The sequence below is a fragment of the Kribbella sp. NPDC104740 genome (assembly GCF_055583505.1).
Window position 1 is genome coordinate 1,941,570 of sequence record NZ_JBVJNV010000001.1, and the last position, 21,701, is coordinate 1,963,270.

General features: G+C 69.8%; 19 protein-coding genes and 1 tRNA gene. 16 read left to right on the plus strand and 4 right to left on the minus strand.

Going from position 1 to position 21,701, the window contains the following annotated elements; all coding sequences use genetic code 11:
* The first annotated feature begins 12 nt into the window (after window positions 1-12).
* Genes ACZ6Z4_RS09095 through ACZ6Z4_RS09115 form a run of 5 tightly spaced genes read left to right on the plus strand, consistent with a single transcriptional unit; the run spans window position 13 to window position 6,163 of the window.
* Window positions 13-816, plus strand: coding sequence for an alpha/beta fold hydrolase (locus tag ACZ6Z4_RS09095; RefSeq protein WP_465560229.1), 804 nt, complete (start codon window positions 13-15; stop codon window positions 814-816).
* Window positions 813-2,501, plus strand: coding sequence for a fatty acyl-AMP ligase (locus ACZ6Z4_RS09100; protein WP_465560232.1), 1,689 nt, complete (start codon window positions 813-815; stop codon window positions 2,499-2,501). The genes ACZ6Z4_RS09095 and ACZ6Z4_RS09100 overlap by 4 nt, the downstream gene beginning before the upstream one ends.
* A complete protein-coding gene (locus ACZ6Z4_RS09105; RefSeq protein WP_465560235.1) occupies window positions 2,498-4,240 on the plus strand; it encodes an acyl-CoA dehydrogenase family protein in 1,743 nt (580 codons plus the stop codon). The genes ACZ6Z4_RS09100 and ACZ6Z4_RS09105 overlap by 4 nt, the downstream gene beginning before the upstream one ends.
* Window positions 4,233-5,891, plus strand: a complete 1,659-nt coding sequence (locus ACZ6Z4_RS09110; RefSeq protein ID WP_465560238.1) for an acyl-CoA dehydrogenase — start codon at window positions 4,233-4,235, stop codon at window positions 5,889-5,891. Before ACZ6Z4_RS09105 ends, ACZ6Z4_RS09110 begins: the two co-directional genes overlap by 8 nt.
* 20 nt (window positions 5,892-5,911) lie before the next feature.
* Window positions 5,912-6,163, plus strand: a complete 252-nt coding sequence (locus tag ACZ6Z4_RS09115; protein WP_465560242.1) for an acyl carrier protein — start codon at window positions 5,912-5,914, stop codon at window positions 6,161-6,163.
* A 22-nt stretch (window positions 6,164-6,185) separates the two neighbouring features.
* Here ACZ6Z4_RS09115 and ACZ6Z4_RS09120 read toward each other — a convergent pair whose 3' ends face one another.
* Window positions 6,186-7,406 (minus strand): cytochrome P450, encoded by a 1,221-nt coding sequence (locus ACZ6Z4_RS09120; RefSeq protein WP_465560245.1) that lies wholly within the window; start codon window positions 7,404-7,406, stop codon window positions 6,186-6,188.
* A 57-nt stretch (window positions 7,407-7,463) separates the two neighbouring features.
* A tRNA-Arg gene (locus ACZ6Z4_RS09125) sits at window positions 7,464-7,540 on the minus strand.
* Window positions 7,541-7,731: 191 nt separating this feature from the next.
* Between ACZ6Z4_RS09125 and ACZ6Z4_RS09130 the strand changes: the two genes are divergently transcribed.
* The 4 genes from ACZ6Z4_RS09130 (at window position 7,732) to ACZ6Z4_RS09145 (ending at window position 14,997) form a co-directional block, all read left to right on the plus strand.
* Entirely contained in the window at window positions 7,732-9,468 is a 1,737-nt protein-coding gene (locus tag ACZ6Z4_RS09130; RefSeq protein ID WP_465560248.1) for a PrsW family intramembrane metalloprotease, read from the plus strand.
* Between the two features lie 174 nt (window positions 9,469-9,642).
* A complete protein-coding gene (locus ACZ6Z4_RS09135; RefSeq protein ID WP_465560251.1) occupies window positions 9,643-12,894 on the plus strand; it encodes a dynamin family protein in 3,252 nt (1,083 codons plus the stop codon).
* Window positions 12,891-14,570, plus strand: coding sequence for a GTPase (locus ACZ6Z4_RS09140; protein WP_465560254.1), 1,680 nt, complete (start codon window positions 12,891-12,893; stop codon window positions 14,568-14,570). The genes ACZ6Z4_RS09135 and ACZ6Z4_RS09140 overlap by 4 nt, the downstream gene beginning before the upstream one ends.
* Window positions 14,571-14,739: 169 nt before the next feature.
* Window positions 14,740-14,997: a hypothetical protein gene (locus ACZ6Z4_RS09145; protein ID WP_465560257.1), complete on the plus strand. Its 258-nt coding sequence runs from the start codon at window positions 14,740-14,742 to the stop codon at window positions 14,995-14,997.
* Window positions 14,998-15,073: 76 nt separating this feature from the next.
* Here the strand turns inward: ACZ6Z4_RS09145 and ACZ6Z4_RS09150 are convergent, their stop codons facing one another.
* Complete coding sequence (locus tag ACZ6Z4_RS09150; RefSeq protein ID WP_465560260.1) at window positions 15,074-15,694, minus strand: SRPBCC family protein; 621 nt, start codon at window positions 15,692-15,694, stop codon at window positions 15,074-15,076.
* Between the two features lie 175 nt (window positions 15,695-15,869).
* Between ACZ6Z4_RS09150 and ACZ6Z4_RS09155 the strand changes: the two genes are divergently transcribed.
* The 6 genes from ACZ6Z4_RS09155 to ACZ6Z4_RS09180 all read left to right on the plus strand — a co-directional run bounded on the left by ACZ6Z4_RS09155 (window position 15,870) and on the right by ACZ6Z4_RS09180 (window position 20,184).
* Window positions 15,870-16,334, plus strand: a complete 465-nt coding sequence (locus ACZ6Z4_RS09155) for a single-stranded DNA-binding protein (protein WP_465560263.1) — start codon at window positions 15,870-15,872, stop codon at window positions 16,332-16,334.
* Window positions 16,335-16,372: 38 nt separating this feature from the next.
* Window positions 16,373-16,930, plus strand: coding sequence for a hypothetical protein (locus ACZ6Z4_RS09160; RefSeq protein ID WP_465560266.1), 558 nt, complete (start codon window positions 16,373-16,375; stop codon window positions 16,928-16,930).
* A 10-nt stretch (window positions 16,931-16,940) separates the two neighbouring features.
* On the plus strand, window positions 16,941-18,623 hold the full coding sequence (ettA, locus tag ACZ6Z4_RS09165) for an energy-dependent translational throttle protein EttA (RefSeq protein WP_465560268.1): 1,683 nt from the start codon (window positions 16,941-16,943) through the stop codon (window positions 18,621-18,623).
* Window positions 18,624-18,758: 135 nt separating this feature from the next.
* Window positions 18,759-19,097, plus strand: a complete 339-nt coding sequence (locus ACZ6Z4_RS09170; protein WP_465560270.1) for an ArsR/SmtB family transcription factor — start codon at window positions 18,759-18,761, stop codon at window positions 19,095-19,097.
* Window positions 19,094-19,570 (plus strand): SRPBCC domain-containing protein, encoded by a 477-nt coding sequence (locus ACZ6Z4_RS09175; protein WP_465560273.1) that lies wholly within the window; start codon window positions 19,094-19,096, stop codon window positions 19,568-19,570. The genes ACZ6Z4_RS09170 and ACZ6Z4_RS09175 overlap by 4 nt, the downstream gene beginning before the upstream one ends.
* Window positions 19,567-20,184 carry a dihydrofolate reductase family protein gene (locus ACZ6Z4_RS09180; protein WP_465560276.1) on the plus strand — a complete coding sequence of 206 codons (618 nt, stop codon included), beginning with the start codon at window positions 19,567-19,569 and terminating at the stop codon, window positions 20,182-20,184. Before ACZ6Z4_RS09175 ends, ACZ6Z4_RS09180 begins: the two co-directional genes overlap by 4 nt.
* 353 nt (window positions 20,185-20,537) lie before the next feature.
* Here the strand turns inward: ACZ6Z4_RS09180 and map are convergent, their stop codons facing one another.
* Window positions 20,538-21,308, minus strand: a complete 771-nt coding sequence (gene map, locus ACZ6Z4_RS09185; protein ID WP_465560279.1) for a type I methionyl aminopeptidase — start codon at window positions 21,306-21,308, stop codon at window positions 20,538-20,540.
* Window positions 21,309-21,374: 66 nt separating this feature from the next.
* Here map and ACZ6Z4_RS09190 point away from each other — a divergent pair, with 66 nt between their 5' ends.
* A complete protein-coding gene (locus ACZ6Z4_RS09190) occupies window positions 21,375-21,662 on the plus strand; it encodes a helix-turn-helix domain-containing protein (RefSeq protein WP_363676277.1) in 288 nt (95 codons plus the stop codon).
* Window positions 21,663-21,701 lie beyond the last annotated feature (39 nt).

Here is a 21,701-nt window from a genome sequence, read left to right on the forward strand (position 1 = left end):
ACGGGATGTGCTGTGACAGACGGCGCGAAGCTTTACTACGAGACGCACGGTGACGGCCCGGATCTACTGTTGATCGCGGGCGCCGGTGGCACCGCGGCGAGCTTCGCCGCGATCGTCCCCGCGTTGGCCGAACAGTTCCGGGTGATCGCCTACGACCGGCGCGGGCTCAACCGCAGCACCGGTCAGGGTTCGCGCGACGGTGGGATGGAGCAGCAGGCCGCGGATGTGTCGGCGGTGCTGGAAGCGGCCGGGGCCGACCGCCCGGTCGTCTTCGGCACCTGCGGTGGTGCCTCGATCGCGTTCGAGTACTGCGCGCGCCATCCGGATCGGGTCGAAGCGCTGCTCGCCCACGAGCCGATCACCGTGCGGGTGCTGGACGACGCCGCCGAGCAGCTCGCCTTCTTCCAGGACATGTACGAGCTCAACCGTGCCGATGGTCCGGTCGCCGCGATGCGGGCCTGGATGGAGTACATGGGCCGCGACTTCGCGCTGAAGATCCGGCCCACGTTCCTGGAACGCACGCTGGCCGACGGCGACTTCGTCTTCCGCAACGACCTGATGGCGATGGTCTCGTACCTTCCCGACTTCGATGCCCTGCGCAACCGGGTGCGGATCAGGCTCGCCCTCGGCGACGGCAGCCGAGCGGGCGGGTACAACTACGCCCGGACGGTCCCACCGCTGGCCGAGCTGCTCGACTGCGAGGTCGCGAGCATCCCTGGGCACCACACCTCCTACATCTACCGCCCGGAGATCTTCGGTCCGGCGCTGGCCGCGCAGGCGCGGGCACTGACCACGCCGCTCTCCCCGGGCAGATGACGATGCATCCAGACCTGGTGACCGCCGTCCGGCACAGTGTCGCGAAGTACGGCGACGAGCGCTGGCTGGCCTACGTCCGGCCGGTGGACGGCGAACTGGTCGAGGAGCGACTCTCCTTCGCCGAGCTCGACGCACGGGCCCGCGCCGTCGCGGCCTGGCTGGCCGGCAACTCGTCGCCGGGCCGGACCGCGCTGCTGATCCATCCGGCCGGCCTGGACTTCGTCGCTGCTTTCCTCGGCTGCCTCTACGCCGGGGTGATCGCGGTGCCCGCGCCGTTGCCGTCCGAAGATCCGCGCGGACTGGACCGGTGTCGCGCCATCATCCGGGATGCGCAGGTGAGCCTGGTCCTCACGGATGCCGCCACGCGAGAGCTGCTGATCCGGGAGCTGGCGGCAGTCGACCTGCCGCCGATCACCTGTGTGGCCACCGACACGATGGCCGCTTCGGAGAGTGCGGGCTGGTCCTCTCCACGCATCGGACCGGACACCGTCGCGTTCCTGCAGTACACCTCGGGATCGACCAGCGAGCCCAAGGGCGTCGTACTGCGGCACGCGAGCCTGGTCCACAACGAACACGCGGTCTGGGAGCACCTGGGTCGGCCACGCAACGGCACGATCGTCGGCTGGCTGCCGCACTACCACGACATGGGATTGATCGGCATGCTGCTGCAGCCGCTGTACGCCGGACTGAACGTCGCTTTCACCGCACCCGCCACCTTCGTCAAGCGACCGGTCAGCTGGCTGGAAATGGTCAGCCGCTATCGCGCCGACATCATCGTGGCGCCCAACTTCGGGTACGACTGGTGTCTGCGAAGGGTCACCGAGACTCAGCTCGCCGGTCTCGACCTCGGTTCGGTGCGGGTCGCGATGAACGGTGCGGAGCCGGTCCGTCCGGGGACCATCCGCCGGGTGTCCGAGCGGCTCGGTCCGCTGGGATTCCGGCCGGAGGCGTGGATGCCCGTCTACGGCATGGCCGAGGCGACGCTCATCGTGACCGGGGCCGACCGGGATCGCGGGGCGGTGATCCGCGCCTTCGACGCCGAGGCCCTGCGCAAGGGCTACGCCGTACCGGCCCCCGATGGGACGGAGTTGGTCGCCTGTGGCGGGGCTCTCGACGCCGACCTACGGATCGTCGATCCGCAGACGCTGGCCGAGCTGCCCACCTCGCGGGTCGGCGAGATCTGGCTGCGCAGTGGGAGTGTGGCCTCCGGCTATTGGCAGCAGGAGTCGAATGCGGTGTTCCAGGCCCGCACCGCGACCGGCGACGGTCCGTTTCTCCGCACCGGCGACCTCGGCTTCCTGATGGACGGCCACCTGTTCTGCACCGGGCGCCTCAAGGACCTGATCATCCTCAATGGGCGAAACATCTATCCGGAGGACTTGGAGGACGTCGCCCGCGCGGACCCCGCGCTCGGCGTCGGTGCCGCCTTCGCTCGCGATGCGGACGACCGGCAGCTGGTGCTCGTCCAAGAGGTGCGCGAGCCCGCGACCGTCGCTCTGCCGGCCCTCGCCGCGCGGATCCAGGCGGCGGTCGCGCACTCGGCCGGTGTGCCGGCGCCCACCGTCGTACTGGTCGACCGGGGTTCTGTCGCGCGGACGACGAGCGGCAAGATCCGTCGGGGTCACATGCGGGACCTGTACGTCGGCGGCCTGCTCGATCCGCTGCACACGTTGCCGGGCGCATGAGCACCGCTGCGTCGTACGACCCGTTCGGCCCGGCCCGGGACCTGGACCGGTATCTGGGCGACCCGACCGATCCGGCCGTCGCGTTCTCCTACGCGAACTCGCTGGGGCTGGACGAGCGGGAGGAGTTTCCCGAGGCGAGCTGCGCGGCTCTGACCTCGTGGGGGCTGAACGAGTACTTCGTCCCGGCAGAGCACGGTGGGCGGCTGCACTCCTACGAGCAGCTCCTGCACTTGATCCGCCTCGTCGCGCGACGCGACCTGACGGTGGCCGTCGGATACGGCAAGACATTCCTCGGTGCGGTTTCGGCCTGGGTGGCGGGGACGCCGCGGCAACGCGCGGACCTGGCCGCCCGGATTCTGGACGGCACGCAGGTCGCCTGGGCCCTGACCGAAAGCGAACACGGCAGTGACCTGCTCGCCAGTGAGCTGGCCGCGACACCGGGAGCCGGCGGTTTCCAGCTCACCGGCGAGAAGTGGCTGATCAACAACGCGACCCGCGGCCGGCTCCTGGCCGTGCTGGCCCGTACCGACCCGGCGGGTGGGCCGCGGGGCTTCGGTGTGCTCCTGGTGGACAAGGACCAGCTCGAACCCGGCACCTGGCGGTGCCTGCCGAAGGTGCGCACGCACGGTATCCGAGGGGCGGACATCAGCGGCATCGCGTTCACCGACGCGCGGCTGCCCACAGCCGCCCATCTCGGGGCACCTGGTTCCGGCCTCGAGGTCGTGCTCAAGGGCCTGCAACTGACCCGGACGATGTGTGCCAGCCTCGCCCTGGGGGTCGGCGAGAACGCTCTGCGGATCGCCGCTGCCTGGGCCTGTTCGCGGCGCCTGTACGGCCGCCGCCTGGCGGACCTGCCGGCTGCGCGGCGGGTCCTGCTGGACGCATACACCGACCATCTCTGCGCGGAGGCGGTAGCCGTCGTCAGCAGCCGCATGATCCACTGGCGACCAGAGGAGTTGAGCCTGGCGAGCGCAGCCGTCAAGTACCTCCTCCCGGTCCAGGCCGAGGCAAGCGTCGCCGCGCTCGGTCGTCTGCTCGGTGCTCGCTCGATCTTCGCGGACGCGGACTTTCAGAAAGTTGCCCGGGACGCCCGCATCGTCTCGCTCTTCGACGGCAGCACAGTCGTCAACCTGCACGCCGTCGTCAACCAGTTTCCCGTCCTGACGCGCGCCTACCGCCGGCAGCGGGCATGGTCGGAGTTGGACGCAGTTGCCGACGTGACCCGACCGGTACCCCGCCACGACCCCGAGCGGCTCCGGCTGATCTGCCCGAACGGCCTTCACCTGCTCACCTCCCTGGCCGACGCGGCCCGTGCCCTCGCCGACCTGGCCGTACGGCGGCCAGCTCTGACCGGTGTCGCCGCACTCGCCGGCGTGCTCGTTCAGCGGACCGATCGCCTCCACGACACCATCGCGGGCCTGCCGCCGGCCAGGGGTGGGGCGCCTGTTGAGCACCTGGAGGCGGCGCGCCACCTCACGCTCTGCTACGCCGGCGCTGCGGCGGTCGCCCTCTGGCTTGCCAACCACAATGGCGGCGCCGGCACCCAGCAGATCTGGTACGACGGCCACTGGCTCACCGCTGTCCTCACCCGGATCCTGGTCGCTCTCGGCGAGTCGGTACCCACCCAGCCCGAGGCCGACCAGGCGCTGTGGGATCTGCTGACGGCGCAAGCGGACGACGGTCGACTCTTCTCCATGTTCGATGTCAACCTGACGCCTGCCGGTGGGCTTGATGGCTGACGATCTCGAGTCGCTCTTCGGCGATGCCCGCGACACCGCCAACCCGGTCGGCACGTGGCAGGTCCTGCGCGCCGACGAGCGGGGCGAGCTCCTCGCGGCGGGCGAGGAGCTGCTGACCCGCTCGGGCTTCAACGCCGAGTTCGTGCCTGCCCAGCTCGGCGGGCGGCTGACAACCGTGGACCGCTTGGTGCAGGCTGTCCGGCCGGTGTTCCGGCGGGACACCAGCCTGGGACTCGGGTACGGGATCACCTCACTGATGGCGGCTGTCAACGTGTGGTGCGCCGGCACGCCGGCCCAGCAGAGGCACGTCGGCGGCCTGCTGATGTCCGGCGAGCGTCTGTCCGTGGCGTATCACGAGCTGGAGCACGGCAATGACTTCAGCCGCAACGAATTCGTCGCCAGGCCGGACGCCGGCCAGCTCCGACTCACCGGCGTGAAACAGGTGATCAGCAACATCTCGCGGGCAGCGGCGTTCGTCCTTTTCGCGCGCACCGGCGAAGGTGGGGGCCCTCGCGCGTACTCGCTCCTGCTCATCGAGCGGGACCAGGTAGACGGCTCCGGGCTGGCTTATCTGCCACGCACCCGGACAAGCGGCGTCCGCGGAGTCCAGCTTGGTGGTGTGCGCGCCGTAGACCACCCGGTGCCGGCCACCACGCTGCTCGGTGCGGCCGGCGCCGGCGTGGAAACCGCCCTTCGATCGTTTCAGGTCACCCGTGCCGTCCTCCCCGGTCTCGCCGTCGGATCGGTGGACACGGCTCTACGCACTGTTCTGCGCTTCGCGGCGTCACGACACCTCTACGGCGGTACCGTCCTCGACCTGCCACACGCGCGACAGGTCATCGCCGGCGCCTTCACCGACCTGCTGATCGTCGATGGGCTCGCCGCAGCCGCCTGCCGTGGCCTGCATGTGCTCCCGGCCCAGTCGTCCGTCCACTCCGCCGCTGCGAAGTATCTCAGTGCCCACCTGCTCACCAAGGCGATGGACGACCTCGCGGTCGTGCTCGGCGCTCGTTACTACCTGAGAGAAGGCGACCACGCCATCTTCGGCAAGCACCTGCGTGACCTCCCGGTGGTCAGCATCGGTCACGCCAGCGAGGCGACCTGCCTGCTCACCATCGTCTCGCAGCTGCCCGCGCTCGGCCGGCACGCGTGGCAGGATCCGGCACCGCCGCCACCGTCGCTCTTCGACACCGGGCAAACCCTGCCTCCGCTCGATCTCGGCCGCCTCGCCCTCAGCGCCGGCGGACGCGACGACCTGGCCGGGCTCCTGGTCACGGGGCAGACCCAGGACAAGCAACTCGAGAGTCTTCGCGGCCAGCTGCAGACTCTCGCGACGGACTCGGCGGCCATCCCCCCGCGAGAACGGGGCCCGCTGGCTGGTCCACAGACCTTCTCCCTGGCCAGGCGGTACACCCTGCTTCTGGCCGCGGCAGCTGGGCTCGGCTCCTGGCGGGCCGCTCAGGCCCGGGGGAATCCGTTCGGCGGCGACCCGCGGTGGCTCGCCGCCGTGCTGACGCGGCTCCGTGGCCACCTGGGCGGCCACCCTGCAGCTCTGCCCACCGGCGTCACCGACTGGCTGCTGCGCGAGCTGATCCGCCGGGAACGGGATGGCATTTCCTTCGACCTGAACGAAACGACCGTACTCACCTGACCATCGCCTCTGGAGGAGATATGACATCGATCGACCGGGACACGGTGATCACCTGGCTCACCGAGCGGGTCGCCTTCTACGTCGAGCGGGACCCAGCCGAGATCGAGCCTGACAAGAACCTGATGACGTACGGCATCGACTCCGTCTACGCCTTGGGGATCGCCGGCGAAGTCGAGGAGGAATTCGGCACACCGGTGGACGCCACACTCGTGTGGGACAACCCGACGATCGAGGCGATCGCGACGGAAGTGACGGCAGCCGCCACAACGTAGCCGACCGCCGCGACCCGCTCGCCTATCCGGTCGTACAGATCGGCAACGAGCTGAATCCCTTCAGCGTCAAGCTGTTGCGACGTTGACCAGGGCCGGCCGCAGCCAGTGCCGGAAAGCGGCGGACGAGCGCGGGCAGCGCGATCTGTGCTTCCATGCGGGCCAGCGGCGCGCCGAGGCAGTAGTGAAGGCCGCCGCCGAACGACAGCGGTGAATTGTCCGGGCGGTCCAGTTGCAGCCGGTCCGGGTCAGCGAACCGCTCGGGGTCACGGTTGCCCGCACCGAGATAGGCGAGCACCCGTTCGCCTTCCTCGACAGTGATCCCGGCGATTTCGACCCGTTCGGTCACCACTCGGCTACTGATCTGGACCGGACTGTCGAATCGGAGCAGTTCCTCGACGGCTGCCCCGGCGATGTCGGGGCGGTCGGCGAGGAGCTTCAACTGGTCGGGGTGCGCGAGGAGCGCGGCCAAGCCGTTGGACAGTAGGTTCGTGGTGGTCTCGAAGCCCGCGGCGAACAGGAAGGCCGCATTGCTCAGAACTTCCTCGTCGGTCAGCCGGTCATCGGCCGCCTGCGCCTGGACCAGCGCACTGATCAGGTCGTCGGCAGGCCTCCGGCGGCGCTCCTCGACGAGCCCGGCGAGATAGTCCCGGATGGTGGCGGCGGCCGGATCCGCTCGGCTCACCACCGCAGGGGAGATCACCTCGAGCACCTGCGCCCAGTCGCCCACCAGCGACTGGAACTGGCCGCGATCCTGCACCGGTATCCCGAGCAGCTCACCGATGACGTTGACCGGCAACGGGAACGCGAAGGAGTCGACGAAGTCGACCTCGCCGCTCAACTGGTCGAGCAAGCCGTCGACCATCTGCTCGATCGCCGGCCGCAGCCCCTGCACCCGTCGTGCGGTGAACGCGGAACCCACGAGCCGGCGCAGCCGGGTGTGGTCAGGCGGGTTGAGGGTGATCATGCTGGTGAAGAGATGCAGCAGAGCCGGATGCTCGCGCCAGTCCGGGAACCCGACGAAGGCCAGCAGGTTGTCCGGTGGCATGTGCGCGAACCGCTCGTCGCGGACCACCCGCGCGCAGTCCGCGTAGCCGGTCACGGCCAACGCGCCGTCCTGGGCCCGCACGATCGGCGAGATCTCTCTCAGCCGCGCATACCGCGGGTACGGGTCCGCCCGACCCTCCATCGCCGTCAGCTCGCCGAGCAGAAACAAGGCTTCCGAACTCTGCGCTACCTCCGGCATCGCTCCAGCATAGACCGGAATCCGCCTCGACCTGAGCCACAATCCCTGAGCTTGTGGTGGCGCGCCCGGCAGGATTCGAACCTGCGACCAACGGATTAGAAGTCCGACGCTCTATCCAGCTGAGCTACGGGCGCCTGTGCCTGAGGCACGGGGAGAAGTGTCTCAGATCGAGGGCCGACCACGCTCGTGGGTTCCCCGGTGCGGCGTGACGCGGTGTACGCCGTACCGGGACCGACGGTGGGGAAGTACAGCCTTGTCGTTCCATCCCGGTAACGCCCAGTGGCCGGTTCTGCCGTGCCGACTGCTCTCCAACTAGGCTGCGGGCATGAGTCACCCCTCACCAGGCTCCGCCGACGCGCCGCAACCGGCGGCGACGGGCGCGGCCGGCGCGCCGTACCCGCAGCCGAACACGCTGGGACCGCACCCGGTCCCGGGCCAGCGGCGTAACCGGGGGCTGCTGATCGGCATCGTGATCGCGGTCGTCTTCGCGATCGCCGGGCTGCTGATCTTCGGCATCGTCGCCAAGTCGGTCGGCTCGACCGGCTTCGCCTGGGGGATGGGACTCGCCTTCGTCCCGATCGTGATCATCATCCCGCTCTACCTGTGGCTGGACCGGTACGAACCGGAACCGCTGAAGTACCTGGTGTTCGCGCTCTGCTGGGGCGCCTTCATCGCGACCCTGGCCGCGATCTTCATCAACACCCGCGCCGCCGACCTGCTGCACGAGACGACCAGCGGCGGCAACCGGGCCGCGGTCTTCGTCGCCCCGCCGGTCGAGGAGTTCGCCAAGGGCTCGGTGATCCTGCTGCTGGCGCTGGTCCGCAAGAAGGAGTTCGACGGGATCATCGACGGACTGGTCTATGCCGGGATGGTCGGGATCGGCTTCGCCTTCACTGAGAACATCCTGTACTTCGGCCGGATCTTCGACCAGCTCTCCGAGGAGGGCGGCAACGCGGCCGGTGTCAAGGGCGTGCTCGGGCTGTTCTTCCTGCGTGGCGTGATCACGCCGTTCGCGCATCCACTCTTCACCTCCTGTACGGCGATCGGCATCGGGATCGCCGTCCGGCACCGAAGTACGGCGGTCCGCTTCCTGGCGCCCGTCGTCGGTTATCTGATGGCCGTGCTGCTGCACGGGCTGTGGAACGGCGGCGCGAGCTGGGCGGGCGGCAGCGGCTTCCTGAGCGTGTACCTGTTCCTGATGGCGCCGCTGTTCGTCGCGATGGTCGTCTTCGCGCTGGTGATGCGGTCCCGCGAGGGGCAGATGATCGCGTCGCGGCTGTACGACTACGTGCGCTTCGGCTGGATGAACGGGCAGGACGTGCCGCTGATCGCGACGCTGCGCGGGCGCAAGGCGCTCCGGCAGAACGCGAAGCGCTACGGCCCGCAGGCCGAGGCCGCGGCGAAGGCCTTCCAGCACACGGCGACCGAGCTGGCGTACCTGCGCGACAAGATCGTTCGGCAGGTCATCGGTGCTGACGCTCTGGACACCGAGAAGAAGCTGCTGGACGAGCTGAGGGCCCGGAGGCCCTCGGTGCCGTTCCCGCCGATGCCGGCGTTCGCCACCGCGGTGCCGCAGTTCGCGCCGGCCGGGCCCGGGGTGCCGCTGTACGGCGGGCCGGAGGCGGGGTACGGGCCGCAGCCGGGTGGGCCTGGGTACGGGGGGCCTGGGTACGGCGGTCCTGGTGCGCCGGGTGCGCCGGGTGGGCCTGGTGGGCCTGGTGGTCAGCCTGGTTACGGGCCGCAGCCGGGGGGAGCGGTGTACGGCGGGGGACAGGGCGGTTCGGCGTACCCGGGTTCGCCGCAGCAGCCGACGTACCCTGGGGGACCGCAGCAACCGACGTACCCGGGGGCACCGCAGCAGCAGAGCGGGGCGCCGGAGCAGGGTGGTGGCCCCGGACAGAACGGTGGTCCGGGACAGCAGCCGGGTGGTTACCAGGACGGTCAGACGGGGTATCCGTCGGGGCAACCCGGCTACCCAGCGGGCCCGGCCGGTTACCCACCGGGACCCACTGGAACCCCGGGACCGCAGGGAGGATACGGTCCCTATCCACCGTCGCAGTGACTTGCCCCCCGTCCACGCCGCCACACGGGATGAAGATGACTTTGCTTCTGCGCTGTCCGACCGGGCACTCTGTGCTCGTGGACGGACACCGTGGCTGACATCAGGTCAGCAGCTGGTGAGGGTTCGGAGCGCTCGGGAGAGCCGCAGCCTCCGGCCCAGACGGAGCCTGCCCCGATGACCCCCCACACCGATGCCAAAGGCAAAGGCTTCTGGCGCCGCCGCAGGCGGAAGACCGAGCCGGTAGCCGCCGAGGCGACGCCTGCCGAGCCGACGCCTGCCGAGGCTGAGCCCATGCCGGCCACCGAGGCTGCTGCTGCCGCTGAGCCCGAGCCGACGCCTGTCGCCGAATCGACCCCGGCCGCGGAGCCTGAGCTGGCCGCCAAGGCCGCCCCCGCGCCGGAGCCCGAGGCAACCGACGAGCCGGCCGTGCCCGAAAGCGCCGAAGCCCCTGCCCCAACCGGCAAGCCCGAGGCCGCCCCGGAGTCCGCCGTACAGCCGAAGAACACCTCCGACGAGGACGAGTCCGACGAGGACCGCCCGAGCGTCGGCGTGACCTACGAGCCGGAAGAGTCGCCGGAGGGCTTCCCGCTGGAGTACGGCGAGATCATCATCGGGCTCCCCAAGGCGGGCGAGGTCCCCGAGTCCGAGCGCATGGTGGACCCGCAGTCGGTAGCCGCCGAGGTCCCGCCGAAGAAGCCCAGGCGCACGGCGAAGAAGGCTGCATCCAAGCAGCCCGCGCCCTCGGACGATGCCCAAGGCACCAATGCCGAGTCCGCCGACGAGCCGCTGCCGAAGGCAACCGAAGAGCCGCAGGAAGGAGGGCCGGTAGCCGCCGAGGCCGCGGCCGAGAAGCCCGCGGACAAGCAGTCGGACGCAGCTGAACAGGCGACTGACGACAGCAAGCCCGACGAAGCAACTACTTCTACGGAATCCACCGAGCCCGCGACCGACGAAGTAGCTCCTGAGGGCGCTGCCGAGTCCGACGCCGCGCCTGCAGAGGCAGACTCCGACGCAGATGCGTCTACAAAGGCAACTGCCAAGGCGGACGCACCTGCTGAGGCAGCCTCCGAAGCGGACGCGCCTGCTGACACCAAGGCGACCGGCGAGGACGCCCTCGAGGCAGCATCGGACGCTGATGCGTCTGCTGACGCCGCCGAGCCGACCGACGCAGCTACAGCCGACACCGCAGCGGCCGCCGACGACACCGCCTCCGACGCCGACGACGCCACTGAAGCCGACGCCTCCTCCGACGCGGTCACTGAGACCTCCTCCAAGGACAGCGCCGACGCGCCCTCCGACGACAGCGCCGAGGCCCCGCCCGAGGACAGCGCCAACGCCTCGACCGAGGACAGCGCCAACGCCTCGACCGAGGACGGCGCTGGCGCCTCCGCGGACGACAGCGCGGACGCATCTGCGGACGGCAGCGCGGACGCATCTGCGGACGGCAGCGCGGACGCATCCGCGGACGACAGCGTGGACGCATCCGCCGAGGACAGCGCTGACGCCTCCGCCGACGACAGCGTCGACGCCCCCGCCGAGGACAGCGCGGACGCATCCGCGGACGACAGCACCGACGCCCCCGCCGAGGATGCCTCCTCCGACGAGTCCGCCTCCGAGGAGACGGACTCCAACGACGCGCCCTCCACAGACGCCTCCTCCGAGGACACCCCCGACCCCGAGCCCGAGCTCTCTCCCGAGGAGCTCGCCGCCAGGGCCGCCGAGCAGCAAGCGGCCATGGCGCTCATCACCGCGCTCATGAGGCTCCGCGGAGCACTTGCCGACAGCAAGCTTCCCCTCGACGTCGTCGGCGCCGACGAAGCCCGGCAGCAGCGCAAGGCGATGCTCGACCAGCTCGACGACTACGTCCTCCCGCGGCTCGTCCAGCTCGAAGCCCCGGTGCTCGCCGTCGTGGGCGGCTCGACCGGCGCCGGTAAGTCGACGCTCGTCAACAGCCTCATCGGGCAAGTGGTCAGCGAGCCCGGCGTACTCCGCCCGACGACCCGCTCCCCGGTCCTCATCCACAACCCCGCCGACGCCGAGTGGTTCGCGGGCGACCGCGTCCTCCCAGGCATGGCGAGGTCGAGCGGTGACAGCCCGGGCGGCATGGAAGATCCCGGCCAGATCCGTCTGGTCGCGGCCGACACCATCCCCAAGGGCCTCGCGGTCCTCGACGCGCCGGACATCGACTCCGTCGTCGAGGCCAACCGCGACCTCGCGACGCAGCTCCTCGCCGCGGCCGACCTCTGGCTCTTCGTCACGACCGCAGCGAGATACGCCGACGCCGTCCCGTGGGAGTTCCTCCAGAGCGCCTCCGACCGCAGTACCGCGGTCGCCGTCGTCCTGGATCGCGCCCCCGCGGACACCATCGACGACATCAGCGGTCATCTCGCCCAGATGCTGCTCGAGCGCGGGCTCGGCGACTCGCCGTTGTTCTCGATCAAGGAGACGACGGTCGACGAGCGCGGCATGCTGCCGACCGAGACCGTTGCCTCGATCAAGGACTGGCTGATCGATCTGGCCGCCGACGCGGAGGCGCGCTCGGCCGTCGTACGGCGGACGCTGCAAGGCGCCGTGACCGCGATGACGAAGAAGACGCCGGCGTTCTCGAAGGCGGTCCGCGACCAGGCCGACACCTTCGTCGAGCTGCGCGCGAACGCCGAGACGGCGTACGAGCGGGCCGTGAAGGACATCGCGAAGGCGACGGCGGACGGCACGATGCTGCGCGGTGAGGTGCTGGCGCGCTGGCAGGAGTTCGTCGGGACCGGCGAGCTGCTGAAGGGTCTGCAGACGAACGTCGGGCGCCTGCGCGACAAGGTCCGGACGTCGATCGTCGGCAAGCCGCCGCCGACCCGGGACCTGAACGACGCGGTCGAGTCCGGGCTGGACTCGTTGCTGCGTGAGCACGCCGAGGCCGCGGCCGAGCGGGCCGAGGAGTCGTGGCAGTCGACGGCGGCCGGACGGCAACTACTCGCCGCGGGCGACCGCGATCTGGGCCGGATGTCGAAGGACTTCCCGGCGGCCGCGGGCCGTGCGGTGCGCGAGTGGCAGGGCTACGTGCTCGACCTGGTCCGCAAGGAGGGCGCGGACAAGCGCTCGACGGCGCGCATCCTCGCGTACGGCGTGAACGGGCTGGGCCTGTCGCTGATGGTCGTCATCTTCGCCAGTACGGCGGGGATCACCGGGGCCGAGGTCGGTGTCGGCGCGGGGACGGCGGTGGTCGGGCAGAAGCTGCTGGAGGCGGTGTTCGGCGACCAGGCGGTGCGTACCCTGGCGGCGAAGGCCCGGCAGGACCTTGACGATAGGGTTCATGCGTTGATGGATGCCGAATTCGCCCGCTACCTGGCTGTGCTCGACCAGCATCCGGTCGATCCCGAAGCACCCAGGCAACTGACCGAGGCCGCGCGCGCGGTGGAGGACTGCACGTGACGGGAATTGTGGATACGGTCAAGGGCCTGGTGCGTGGCTCTTCCGATGTCCTGACCAAGATCGAGGCGCTGGAGGACGCGGCCGAGGCCGGCAAGGGCCGCCTCGACCAGGTGGTGCTCAGCGAGGCCGAGCAGATCGTGGACCGGGCCGGGCAGCGGCTGCGGATGTCCGGCGACCTGACGGTGGTGGCGCTGGCCGGTGCGACCGGTTCCGGCAAGTCGTCGCTGTTCAACGCGCTGACCGGGCTGGACCTGGCTGCCATCGGCACGCGACGTCCGACCAGTTCGATGCCGCTGGCCTGTGTCTGGGGCGAGGAGCCTGCTGGTGAGGTGCTCAACTGGCTGGGCATCCCGCGCCGGCACCAGGTGCAGCACCGCAGCTCGCTGGAGGAGGCGCAGTCGGAGGACCTCGACGGCCTGGTTCTGCTCGACCTGCCCGACCACGACTCGACAGAGGTCGAGCACCGGCTGATCGTCGACCGGCTGGTCGAGTTGGTGGACCTGCTGATCTGGGTGGTCGACCCGCAGAAGTACGCCGACGCCGCGCTGCACAACCGCTACATCAAGCCGTTCGCGTCGCACTCGTCGGTGATGGTGTTCGCGCTGAACCACATCGACAAGCTCACCGAGGAGCAGCGCAAGAGCTGCCTCACCGACCTGGACAAGCTGCTGAAGTCCGACGGGCTGAAGAACCCGACAGTCGTCGGTACGTCGGCCGTCAGCGGCGCCGGGCTGGACGAGATGCGCGGCCTGCTGGTCAAGCGGGTCAGCAACAAGCGCGCCGCGCGCGAGCGGCTCGCGGCTGATGTCGACCGCGTCGCGGACCGGATGGCCAGCCAGTGCGGCAACGCGAAGACGCCGGAGATCGCCAAGTCGGACATCACCGAGCTGATCGACGCGCTGTCGGACGCTTCCGGCGTACCGGTGGTTGTTGATGCGGTACGACGCTCTTATCTGCAGCGCGCTCGCTCGGCGACGGGCTGGCCGGTGACCAAGTGGCTGGGCCGGTTCCGGCCCGATCCGCTCCGCCGGCTGCACCTGGACGGTGCTGCCCGTCAGCTGGGCAAGGCGGCCCGGAAGTCCGCGTCGAGCGAGGTGTCGATCGCCCGCTCTTCGTTGCCTGCGGCAACACCGGTGCAGCGGGCCCGGATGGACACTGCGGTCCGGACGATCACGAACAAGGCCGCCGAGGGGCTGTCACGGCCGTGGGCCGACTCGGTGCGGTCCGCCGTACGGAAGCGTGAGGAGTCGCTGGGCGACGAGCTGGACCAGGCGGTGGCGCGGACCGATCTCGGTGCGACGTCGACGCCGGGCTGGTGGGGTGCCGCGCGGTTCCTGCAGTGGCTGCTGTTCCTGGTGGCGCTGGGCGGAGCCGTCTGGCTGGCCGTGATGGCCGTGTTCGGATACCTGCAGCTCGAGGACCCGCCGCTGCCGCGCTGGAACGGGATCCCGTACGCGACGCTGATGCTGATCGGCGGTGTGGTGATCGGGGTCTTGGTGTCGGTGGCCTGCCGGCTGTTCGCCACGAACGGCGCGAACCGGCGAGCCCGCCTGGTGGCCCGGGCGCTGCGCTCGGAGCTGGAGAAGGTTGCCGACAGCCACGTCGTCGACCCGGCCCGGGCCGAGCTGGACGCCTACACGATCTGCCGCGACAAGCTGGCGGTCGCGCGACGCTGAACGGGCGATCGGGTGGCGCTGACACGCCGCCCGAGCTCTGTCGGGCGGCGATGGATCGCCTGCTGTTGCGTGGTGGCTGCATGGATTGTGGCCGGTGAGCGGCCGGTGCGACGATGTCGCATCCGCGCGGACAGTCCTCAGCTCAGACACCTTCAGCAAGGAGTCAGCGATGATCCGACCCCTGAAATCACCGCTCCGGACCGTGACCCGCGTCGCCGTGACGGCTGCCCTCTGCGTCAGCTTCGCCGGCATCGCGACCGTGCCGGCGCACGCCGCCATCATCACGAAGCGGTTCGGCAGCGGCTATCCGACCAAGGCGTTGTGCGACGACGTCGGCGTGTACGAGATGCGCAACGCGGGCTCGCACAGCTGGAACTGCTACCCGCAGAACGGCGCCTGGAGCGGCGACCTGATCTGGTACACGTAGCGCTTCCGTGGCGGAGCCGCCCGCGCGATCTCCGCGGGCGGCTCCGGCCGTGCTCCGTACGGCGTACTGCGTGCTGCTACTGCTCCGGCGGGGTCTCGGGGACGTACTGCGCCATCGAGATGGCGATCGCCTCGTCGAGGTCCTTCTCAGTCGTCGTGCCGGAGGCCTTGATCGCCTCGATCCAGGCCTTGATGCAGGCCTCGTTGTACGCGACGACCTCGGGGGAGTTGGCCATCACCGCGGGATCGGTGTCCTCGGGGAGGTCGCCGTCCAGGTAGAGGGCGAGGCCCATGATCGCGCCGTCCCAGCCCGGGCCGACGTACAGGGCACCGGCGCCGCCCGGGGCGGGCGGGCCCTCCATCGAGTGCTCCATCTCGAACTCGGTGGTGTCACCGGTGCCCGGCGTGAGGCGTACTTCGAGCGTGCTGGTCGGGCCGCCGAAAGTGACCTTGTAGCGCTTCGGCGGCTCGCACTCGAGGATGTCGCCGCCGGCGTTGCCCTGGATCTGGAAGCTGCCGCCCGGCTTGAGCTCGCCGGTGACGGGGGAGAACCAGCGCGCCATCCGCTCGGGGTCGGTGAGCGCGTCCCAGACCTCCTCGGGCGTCCCGTGGTAGGTCCGGCGCATCCGCACGGTCGCCGTCTCGCCGGTCCGGCTGACCTCGCGCTGGACCGCGGTGATGTGTTCCAGGATGTCCATCGGTGTGCTGCCCTCTGTGTCGTCGGTGACTGTCGGGGCCAGAATGCCGGGCTTTGCTTATATAAGTCAAGGCTAAGGCTTGCAGGTTGTCCCCAGGTTCTTTCTTGCTCGTCGTTCGTGGCTGGTTTCGCGGCATCTTCTCTGGTGACAGCACATCCGCGATCGGAGGAACGACATGAGCAACGACGCGTACCTGACCCTGCAGGGCTGGGTCGGCAGCGAGGTGCAACTGAAGAACCTGGACGGCGGTACGACGGTGGCGTCGTTCCGGGTCGGTTCGACAGCACGCAGCTTCGACAAGACCCAGAACCTGTGGGTCGACCGCCCGACGACCTGGTTCACCGTCGACTGCTGGCGCTCCCTGGCCCAGAACGTCGCCGAGTCCATCAACCGCGGCGACCCGGTCGTCGTCTATGGCCGCCTGCGCACCAACGAGTGGACCGAGAACGGCGAACCCCGCTCCCGCACCCTCATCGAGGCCTTCTCGGTCGGCCACGACCTCTCCCGCGGCACCACCACGTTCCGCAAACAGCTCCCAACGGGCTTGGGTGGCGCTACGCCCTCGCCCTTCGACGACCTACCGGTCCTGGGCGCGGAAGAGCTCGACCCGTTCAGCACATCGTCCTCGGAGGCCGCTTAGCGGGCTAGGTCGCCGGGGTGCGTGGGTACCGGTTCGACATGTTCTGGACTCTGCTCGCCGCACCTCGGTGGATCGTCGCCGCCGCGACAGCGCTGATCGCGTTCACGGGTTACTCGATCGCGTTCAAGCTGACCAAGGATCTGAGCTGGACGGCTGCTCTGACGATCGCCGCGCTCGGTGCTGCGGTTGTCTTCCTCGCGGTCTTCGTGGGCCTCACGCTGCGCCGCCGGGATCTGAAAGCTGTCGGAGCCGACGAGCTGTCTCCGCGGCAACAGCTGAAGGCCTACCGAGCTGTCCAGCGCGGCCGGCTCGATCCCGATCCTGCCCTCCGCGAAGTCACCCTGCGCATCGCCGACCGTCGTCTGCAAGGATTTCAACGTCATCGACTTCTCGTGATCATCACCGCAGCTCTGCTGGCAGTGTCGGCAGTCCTCAGGATCTTGGACGGCCGCGTGGTCGGCGCCGCGATCACCTTTGCCGGTGCTGCCGCGGCCGTCGGACTCCTCGTGCAGGCGAGGATCCTGAAGAAGCGAGCCGCCAGGCTCCTGGCTGCCTCGACCGGCGCCGGTTGGGACTGGGTGGGGGGCAGCGCATAGGCTCTGGAGCATGGCGGAATTCATCTACACGCTTCGTGGGGTCCGGAAGGCGCACGGGGACAAGGTCGTGCTCGACAACGTCACCTTGAACTTCCTGACCGGCGCGAAGATCGGCGTGGTCGGGCCGAACGGCACCGGCAAGTCCTCGCTGTTCAAGATCATGGCGGGGCTCGACCACGCCTCGAACGGCGAGGCCCGGCTGGCCGAGGGCGCGACGGTGGGGATCCTGCTGCAGGAGCCGCCGCTGACCGAGGGCAAGACGGTGCTGGAGAACGTCGAGGAAGGTGTCGGCGACACCAAGAAGAAGCTCGACCGGTTCAACGAGATCAGCGCCGAGCTGGCCGACCCGGACGCCGACTACGACACGTTGCTCGCCGAGATGGGAGACCTGCAGACCGAGCTCGACCACCGCAACGCGTGGGACGTCGACGCTCAGCTGGAGCAGGCGATGGACGCGCTGCGCTGCCCGCCGGCCGACGCGATCGTCGACAACCTGTCCGGTGGTGAGCGCCGCCGGGTCGCGCTGTGCAAGCTGCTGCTGCAGCAGCCCGACCTGCTGCTGCTCGACGAGCCCACCAACCACCTGGACGCCGAGTCGGTGCTCTGGCTGGAGCAGCACCTGCAGAAGTACCCGGGCGCTGTCCTGGCGATCACCCACGACCGGTACTTCCTGGACAACGTCGCCGAGTGGATCCTGGAGATGGACCGCGGCAAGACCTACGGGTACGAGGGCAACTACTCGAAGTACCTGGAGACCAAGCAGGCCCGGCTTGTCGTCGAGGGCCAGAAGGACGCCAAGCGGCAGAAGATCCTGGAGCGCGAGCTCGAGTGGGTCCGGTCGAACGCGAAGGCCCGGCAGACCAAGAGCAAGGCCCGGCTGGCCCGGTACGAGGAGCTGGCCGCCGAGGCCGAGCGCGCCAAGAAGCTCGACATCGACGAGATCAACATCCCGGCCGGTCCGCGGCTGGGCAGCACCGTGCTCGAGGTCAGCAAGCTGGAGAAGGGCTTCGGCGACCGCAAGCTGATCGACGGCCTGAGCTTCTCGCTGCCCCGGGCCGGCATCGTCGGCATCGTCGGCCCGAACGGTGTCGGCAAGTCGACGCTGTTCCGGATGATCGTCGGCGAGGAGACCCCCGACAAGGGCAGCCTGAAGCTCGGCGAGACGGTCAAGATCTCGTACGTCGACCAGTCCCGTGGCGGCCTGGACCCGCAGAAGACGGTCTGGCAGCAGGTGTCCGACGAGCTCGACTACATCAAGGTCGGCTCGTTCGAGATGCCGAGCCGGGCGTACGTCGCGTCCTTCGGGTTCAAGGGCCCGGACCAGCAGAAGCCGACCGGCGTCCTGTCCGGCGGTGAGCGCAACCGGCTGAACCTGGCCCTGACGCTGAAGATGGGCGGCAACCTGCTGCTGCTCGACGAGCCCACCAACGACCTGGACGTCGAGACGCTGCAGTCGCTCGAGGACGCGCTGCTCGAGTTCCCCGGCTGCGCCGTGGTGATCTCCCACGACCGGTGGTTCCTGGACCGCGTCGCGACCCACATCATGGCCTGGGAGGGTACCGACGAGGACCCGGCCCAGTGGTTCTGGTTCGAGGGCAACTTCGCGTCGTACGAGGCGAACAAGATCGACCGCCTCGGCGCCGAAGCCGCCCGCCCGCACCGGGTGACGCACCGCAAGCTCACGCGCGACTGACGCGGGGCGGCCTGCGCTCGCTCCTGTCCATGTAGTGCACCGAAGCCCCATCTCCCTGATCGGGAGGTGGGGCTTCGTCGCGCTCACCGCGCCAACGGTTTGCTTTGGAGCTTAGTGTTGTGAATACTTAGCCGCATGGCACAGTATTCAGCGGAAGTCGACGGTGTATTCGTCGCGCTCGCCGATCCGACCCGGCGCGGAGTTGTTCGGCGGCTCGGTCGCGGACCGGCGAGCGTCGGAGAGCTGGCGGACGAGTTCCCGATGACGCTCCCGTCGTTCATGAAGCACGTCCGGACGCTGGAGTCGAACGGGCTGATCCGGACCGTGAAGACCGGCCGGGTCCGGACCTGTGTGCTGAACCGGGAGCGGCTCGCGGTGCTGGACGACTGGCTCGCCGAGCAGCGCGCGGTGTGGGAGGAGCGGACCGATCGGCTGGAGAGTCTGGTCGACGAGCTGATGGAGGAGGAGCGATGAATCCGGAGCTCGATCTGGTGGTGGAGCGCGTGATCCGGGCGCCGCGAGCGGTGGTGTGGAGCGCCTGGACCGAGCCGTCGCGGTTCGCGCGGTGGTGGGTACCGGCGCCGGCCGTCTGTCGCGTCGAGCGGCTCGAGGTGCGGCCGGGCGGTGGGCTGGTGACGCGGATGAGCGAGGACGGCGTCGACTTCGTCCCGCACCTGGACGCGATGTTCGTCGTCGCGGAGGAGCTGGAGCGGATCGTGTTCACCAACACGGTCGACAGCGCGTGGCGGCCCGCGAACCCGGCGCCGGTCGCGATGACGGCGGAGATGACGTTGGCGGATCATGCCGACGGTACGGCGTACCGGATCGTGGTGCGGCACGGCGATCCGGCGTCGCGAAAGCTGCACGCGGAGCTGGGGTTCGCGGACGGGTGGGGATCGGTGACGGCGCAGCTGGCCGGGGTCGCGGAGGGGGAGGTCGCGGGATGAGGCTGGTGCTGACGGAGTTCGTGACGCTGGACGGGGTCTGTCAGGGTCCGGGGTCGCCGGAGGAGGATCCGAGTGATGGGTTCACGCGGGGTGGGTGGTTGATTCCGTTCCTGGACGAGACGTTCGTACGGCGTACGTCGGAGTGGCTGGACCTGGCGGACGGGCTGCTGCTCGGGCGGCGCACGTACGAGGCGTTCGCGCGGGACTGGCCGGCGATCACGGACCCGGATGATCCGTTCACCGGGCGGATGAACTCGCTGCCGAAGTACGTGGTCAGCAGCACGCTCACCGAGGCGTCGTGGGCGCCTTCGATGATTCTCCCGTTCGAGTCGGTGGCGGAGCTCAAGGCGCAGCCCGGGCGGGAGCTGCAGATCCATGGGAGTGGGCGGCTGGGGAACTCGCTGCTCGCGGCTGGGTTGGTCGATGCCGTGCGGCTGGTTGTCGCGCCGACGGTCGTTGGCTCGGGGCGACGGTTGCTCGACCAGTCTGGTGTGCCGGTCGGGCTGCGCTTGAGCAAGCACGAAGTCACCAAGACCGGCTTGTTGCTGCTCGAGTACGAGTCCACGGGCACGGCCGAGGTCGGCACGTACGAAGGTGTCGGCGCCTTCGTCTGAGTGAGGTTCAGCAGGCGGAACGCCCAGCGGTCGGAGGGTCAGTCACCGATCGCTCGGGTCGGCGGATGTGCAGCACTCAGTAACTGTCGCGTTGCCGGCCGGCCCACGCTCAGGTGGGTGTGGATCCGCGGGGTGGAAGAGGGTTGGTGAGTGGTGGAGTGACACCGATCGACGCCCACCACTGTCCAAGCAACCGCTGGCGGCGTCGGCCCCGCTTGGGACGGCGAATCGGGTGCGTGCGAAGGGGGTTGATCAGTGGTGGGTGTCGGCCGTGGGTTCGACCAGCTCAGCCAGGAGCGGGCGGAAGCGCCGCAGACCGGTCCGCGTCGCGGTGACCGCGCGGGCGGGTTCGTTCAGCGCGGCAGTGTGAGGATCTCCGCGCCGTCGTCGGTGATCGCGATCGTGTGTTCGCTGTGCGCCGTACGGCCGCCCGTCGCGCTGCGCAGGGTCCAGCCGTCCTCGTCGGTGACCAGTTCGGCGGTGTCGGACATGATCCACGGCTCCAGCGCGAGCAGGAGGCCGGGGCGGAGCTTGTAGCCGCGGCCGGGGCGGCCGGTGTTGGAGATGTGTGGGTCCTGGTGCATCGTCGAGCCGATGCCGTGGCCGCCGAACTCGGTGTTGATCTCGTACCCGGCCTCGCTGAGCACCTCGCCGATCGCGTGCGACAGGTCGCCGATCCGCGCGCCCGGGCCGGCGGCCGCGATGCCCGCGGCGAGTGCGCGCTCGGTGGTGGTGATCAGCGCGACGCTCTCCGCCGGCTGCGAGTCGCCGACGACGAAGCTGATCGCGCTGTCCGCGGCGATGCCGCCGAGCAGCACCGCGAGATCGAGGGTCAGCAGGTCGCCGTCGGCGAGCGCGTAGTCGTGCGGCAGGCCGTGCAGGACCGCGTCGTTGACCGACGTGCAGATGTAGTGACCGAACGGCCCGCGCCCGAACGACGGCTCGTAGTCGACGTAGCAGGACTGCGCGCCGGCGTCGGCGATCATCGCCTTGGTCCACTGGTCGATCTCGAGCAGGTTCGTGCCGACCGTCGTCCGGTGGCGCGCGGTCTGCAGGATGTCCGCGACCAGCGCGCCGGTCTCCCGCGCACGGGGCAGCTCGCTGGGGCTCAGGATCTCGATCATGCGGGCGCCTCTCCGGTGCTACCAATAACTATCCCGGCCATATTATCCCGGGACTAGAATCGGTTCATGGTCAGGTTGCCGCTCACCCCCGCGGAGGTCGAACGCGGCCAGCGCCTCGGCGCCCTGCTGCGGCTGGCCCGGGGCGAGCGCTCGATGCTGGAGGTCGCGCTCGACGCGCGCGTCTCCCCGGAGACCCTACGCAAGATCGAGTCCGGCCGGGTGGCGACCCCGGCGTTCCAGACCATCGCGGCGATCGCGGGGGTGCTGGGGCTGTCGCTGGATGCGGTGTGGGTGGAGATCAGCCGGCCGGAGGGTGAGCCGGGGCGGAACGCACGGGAGTGGCTGGCGTCGTAGCGCCGGGTTGTCCGCGTACGGCGTGAGCCGCGGTGCACC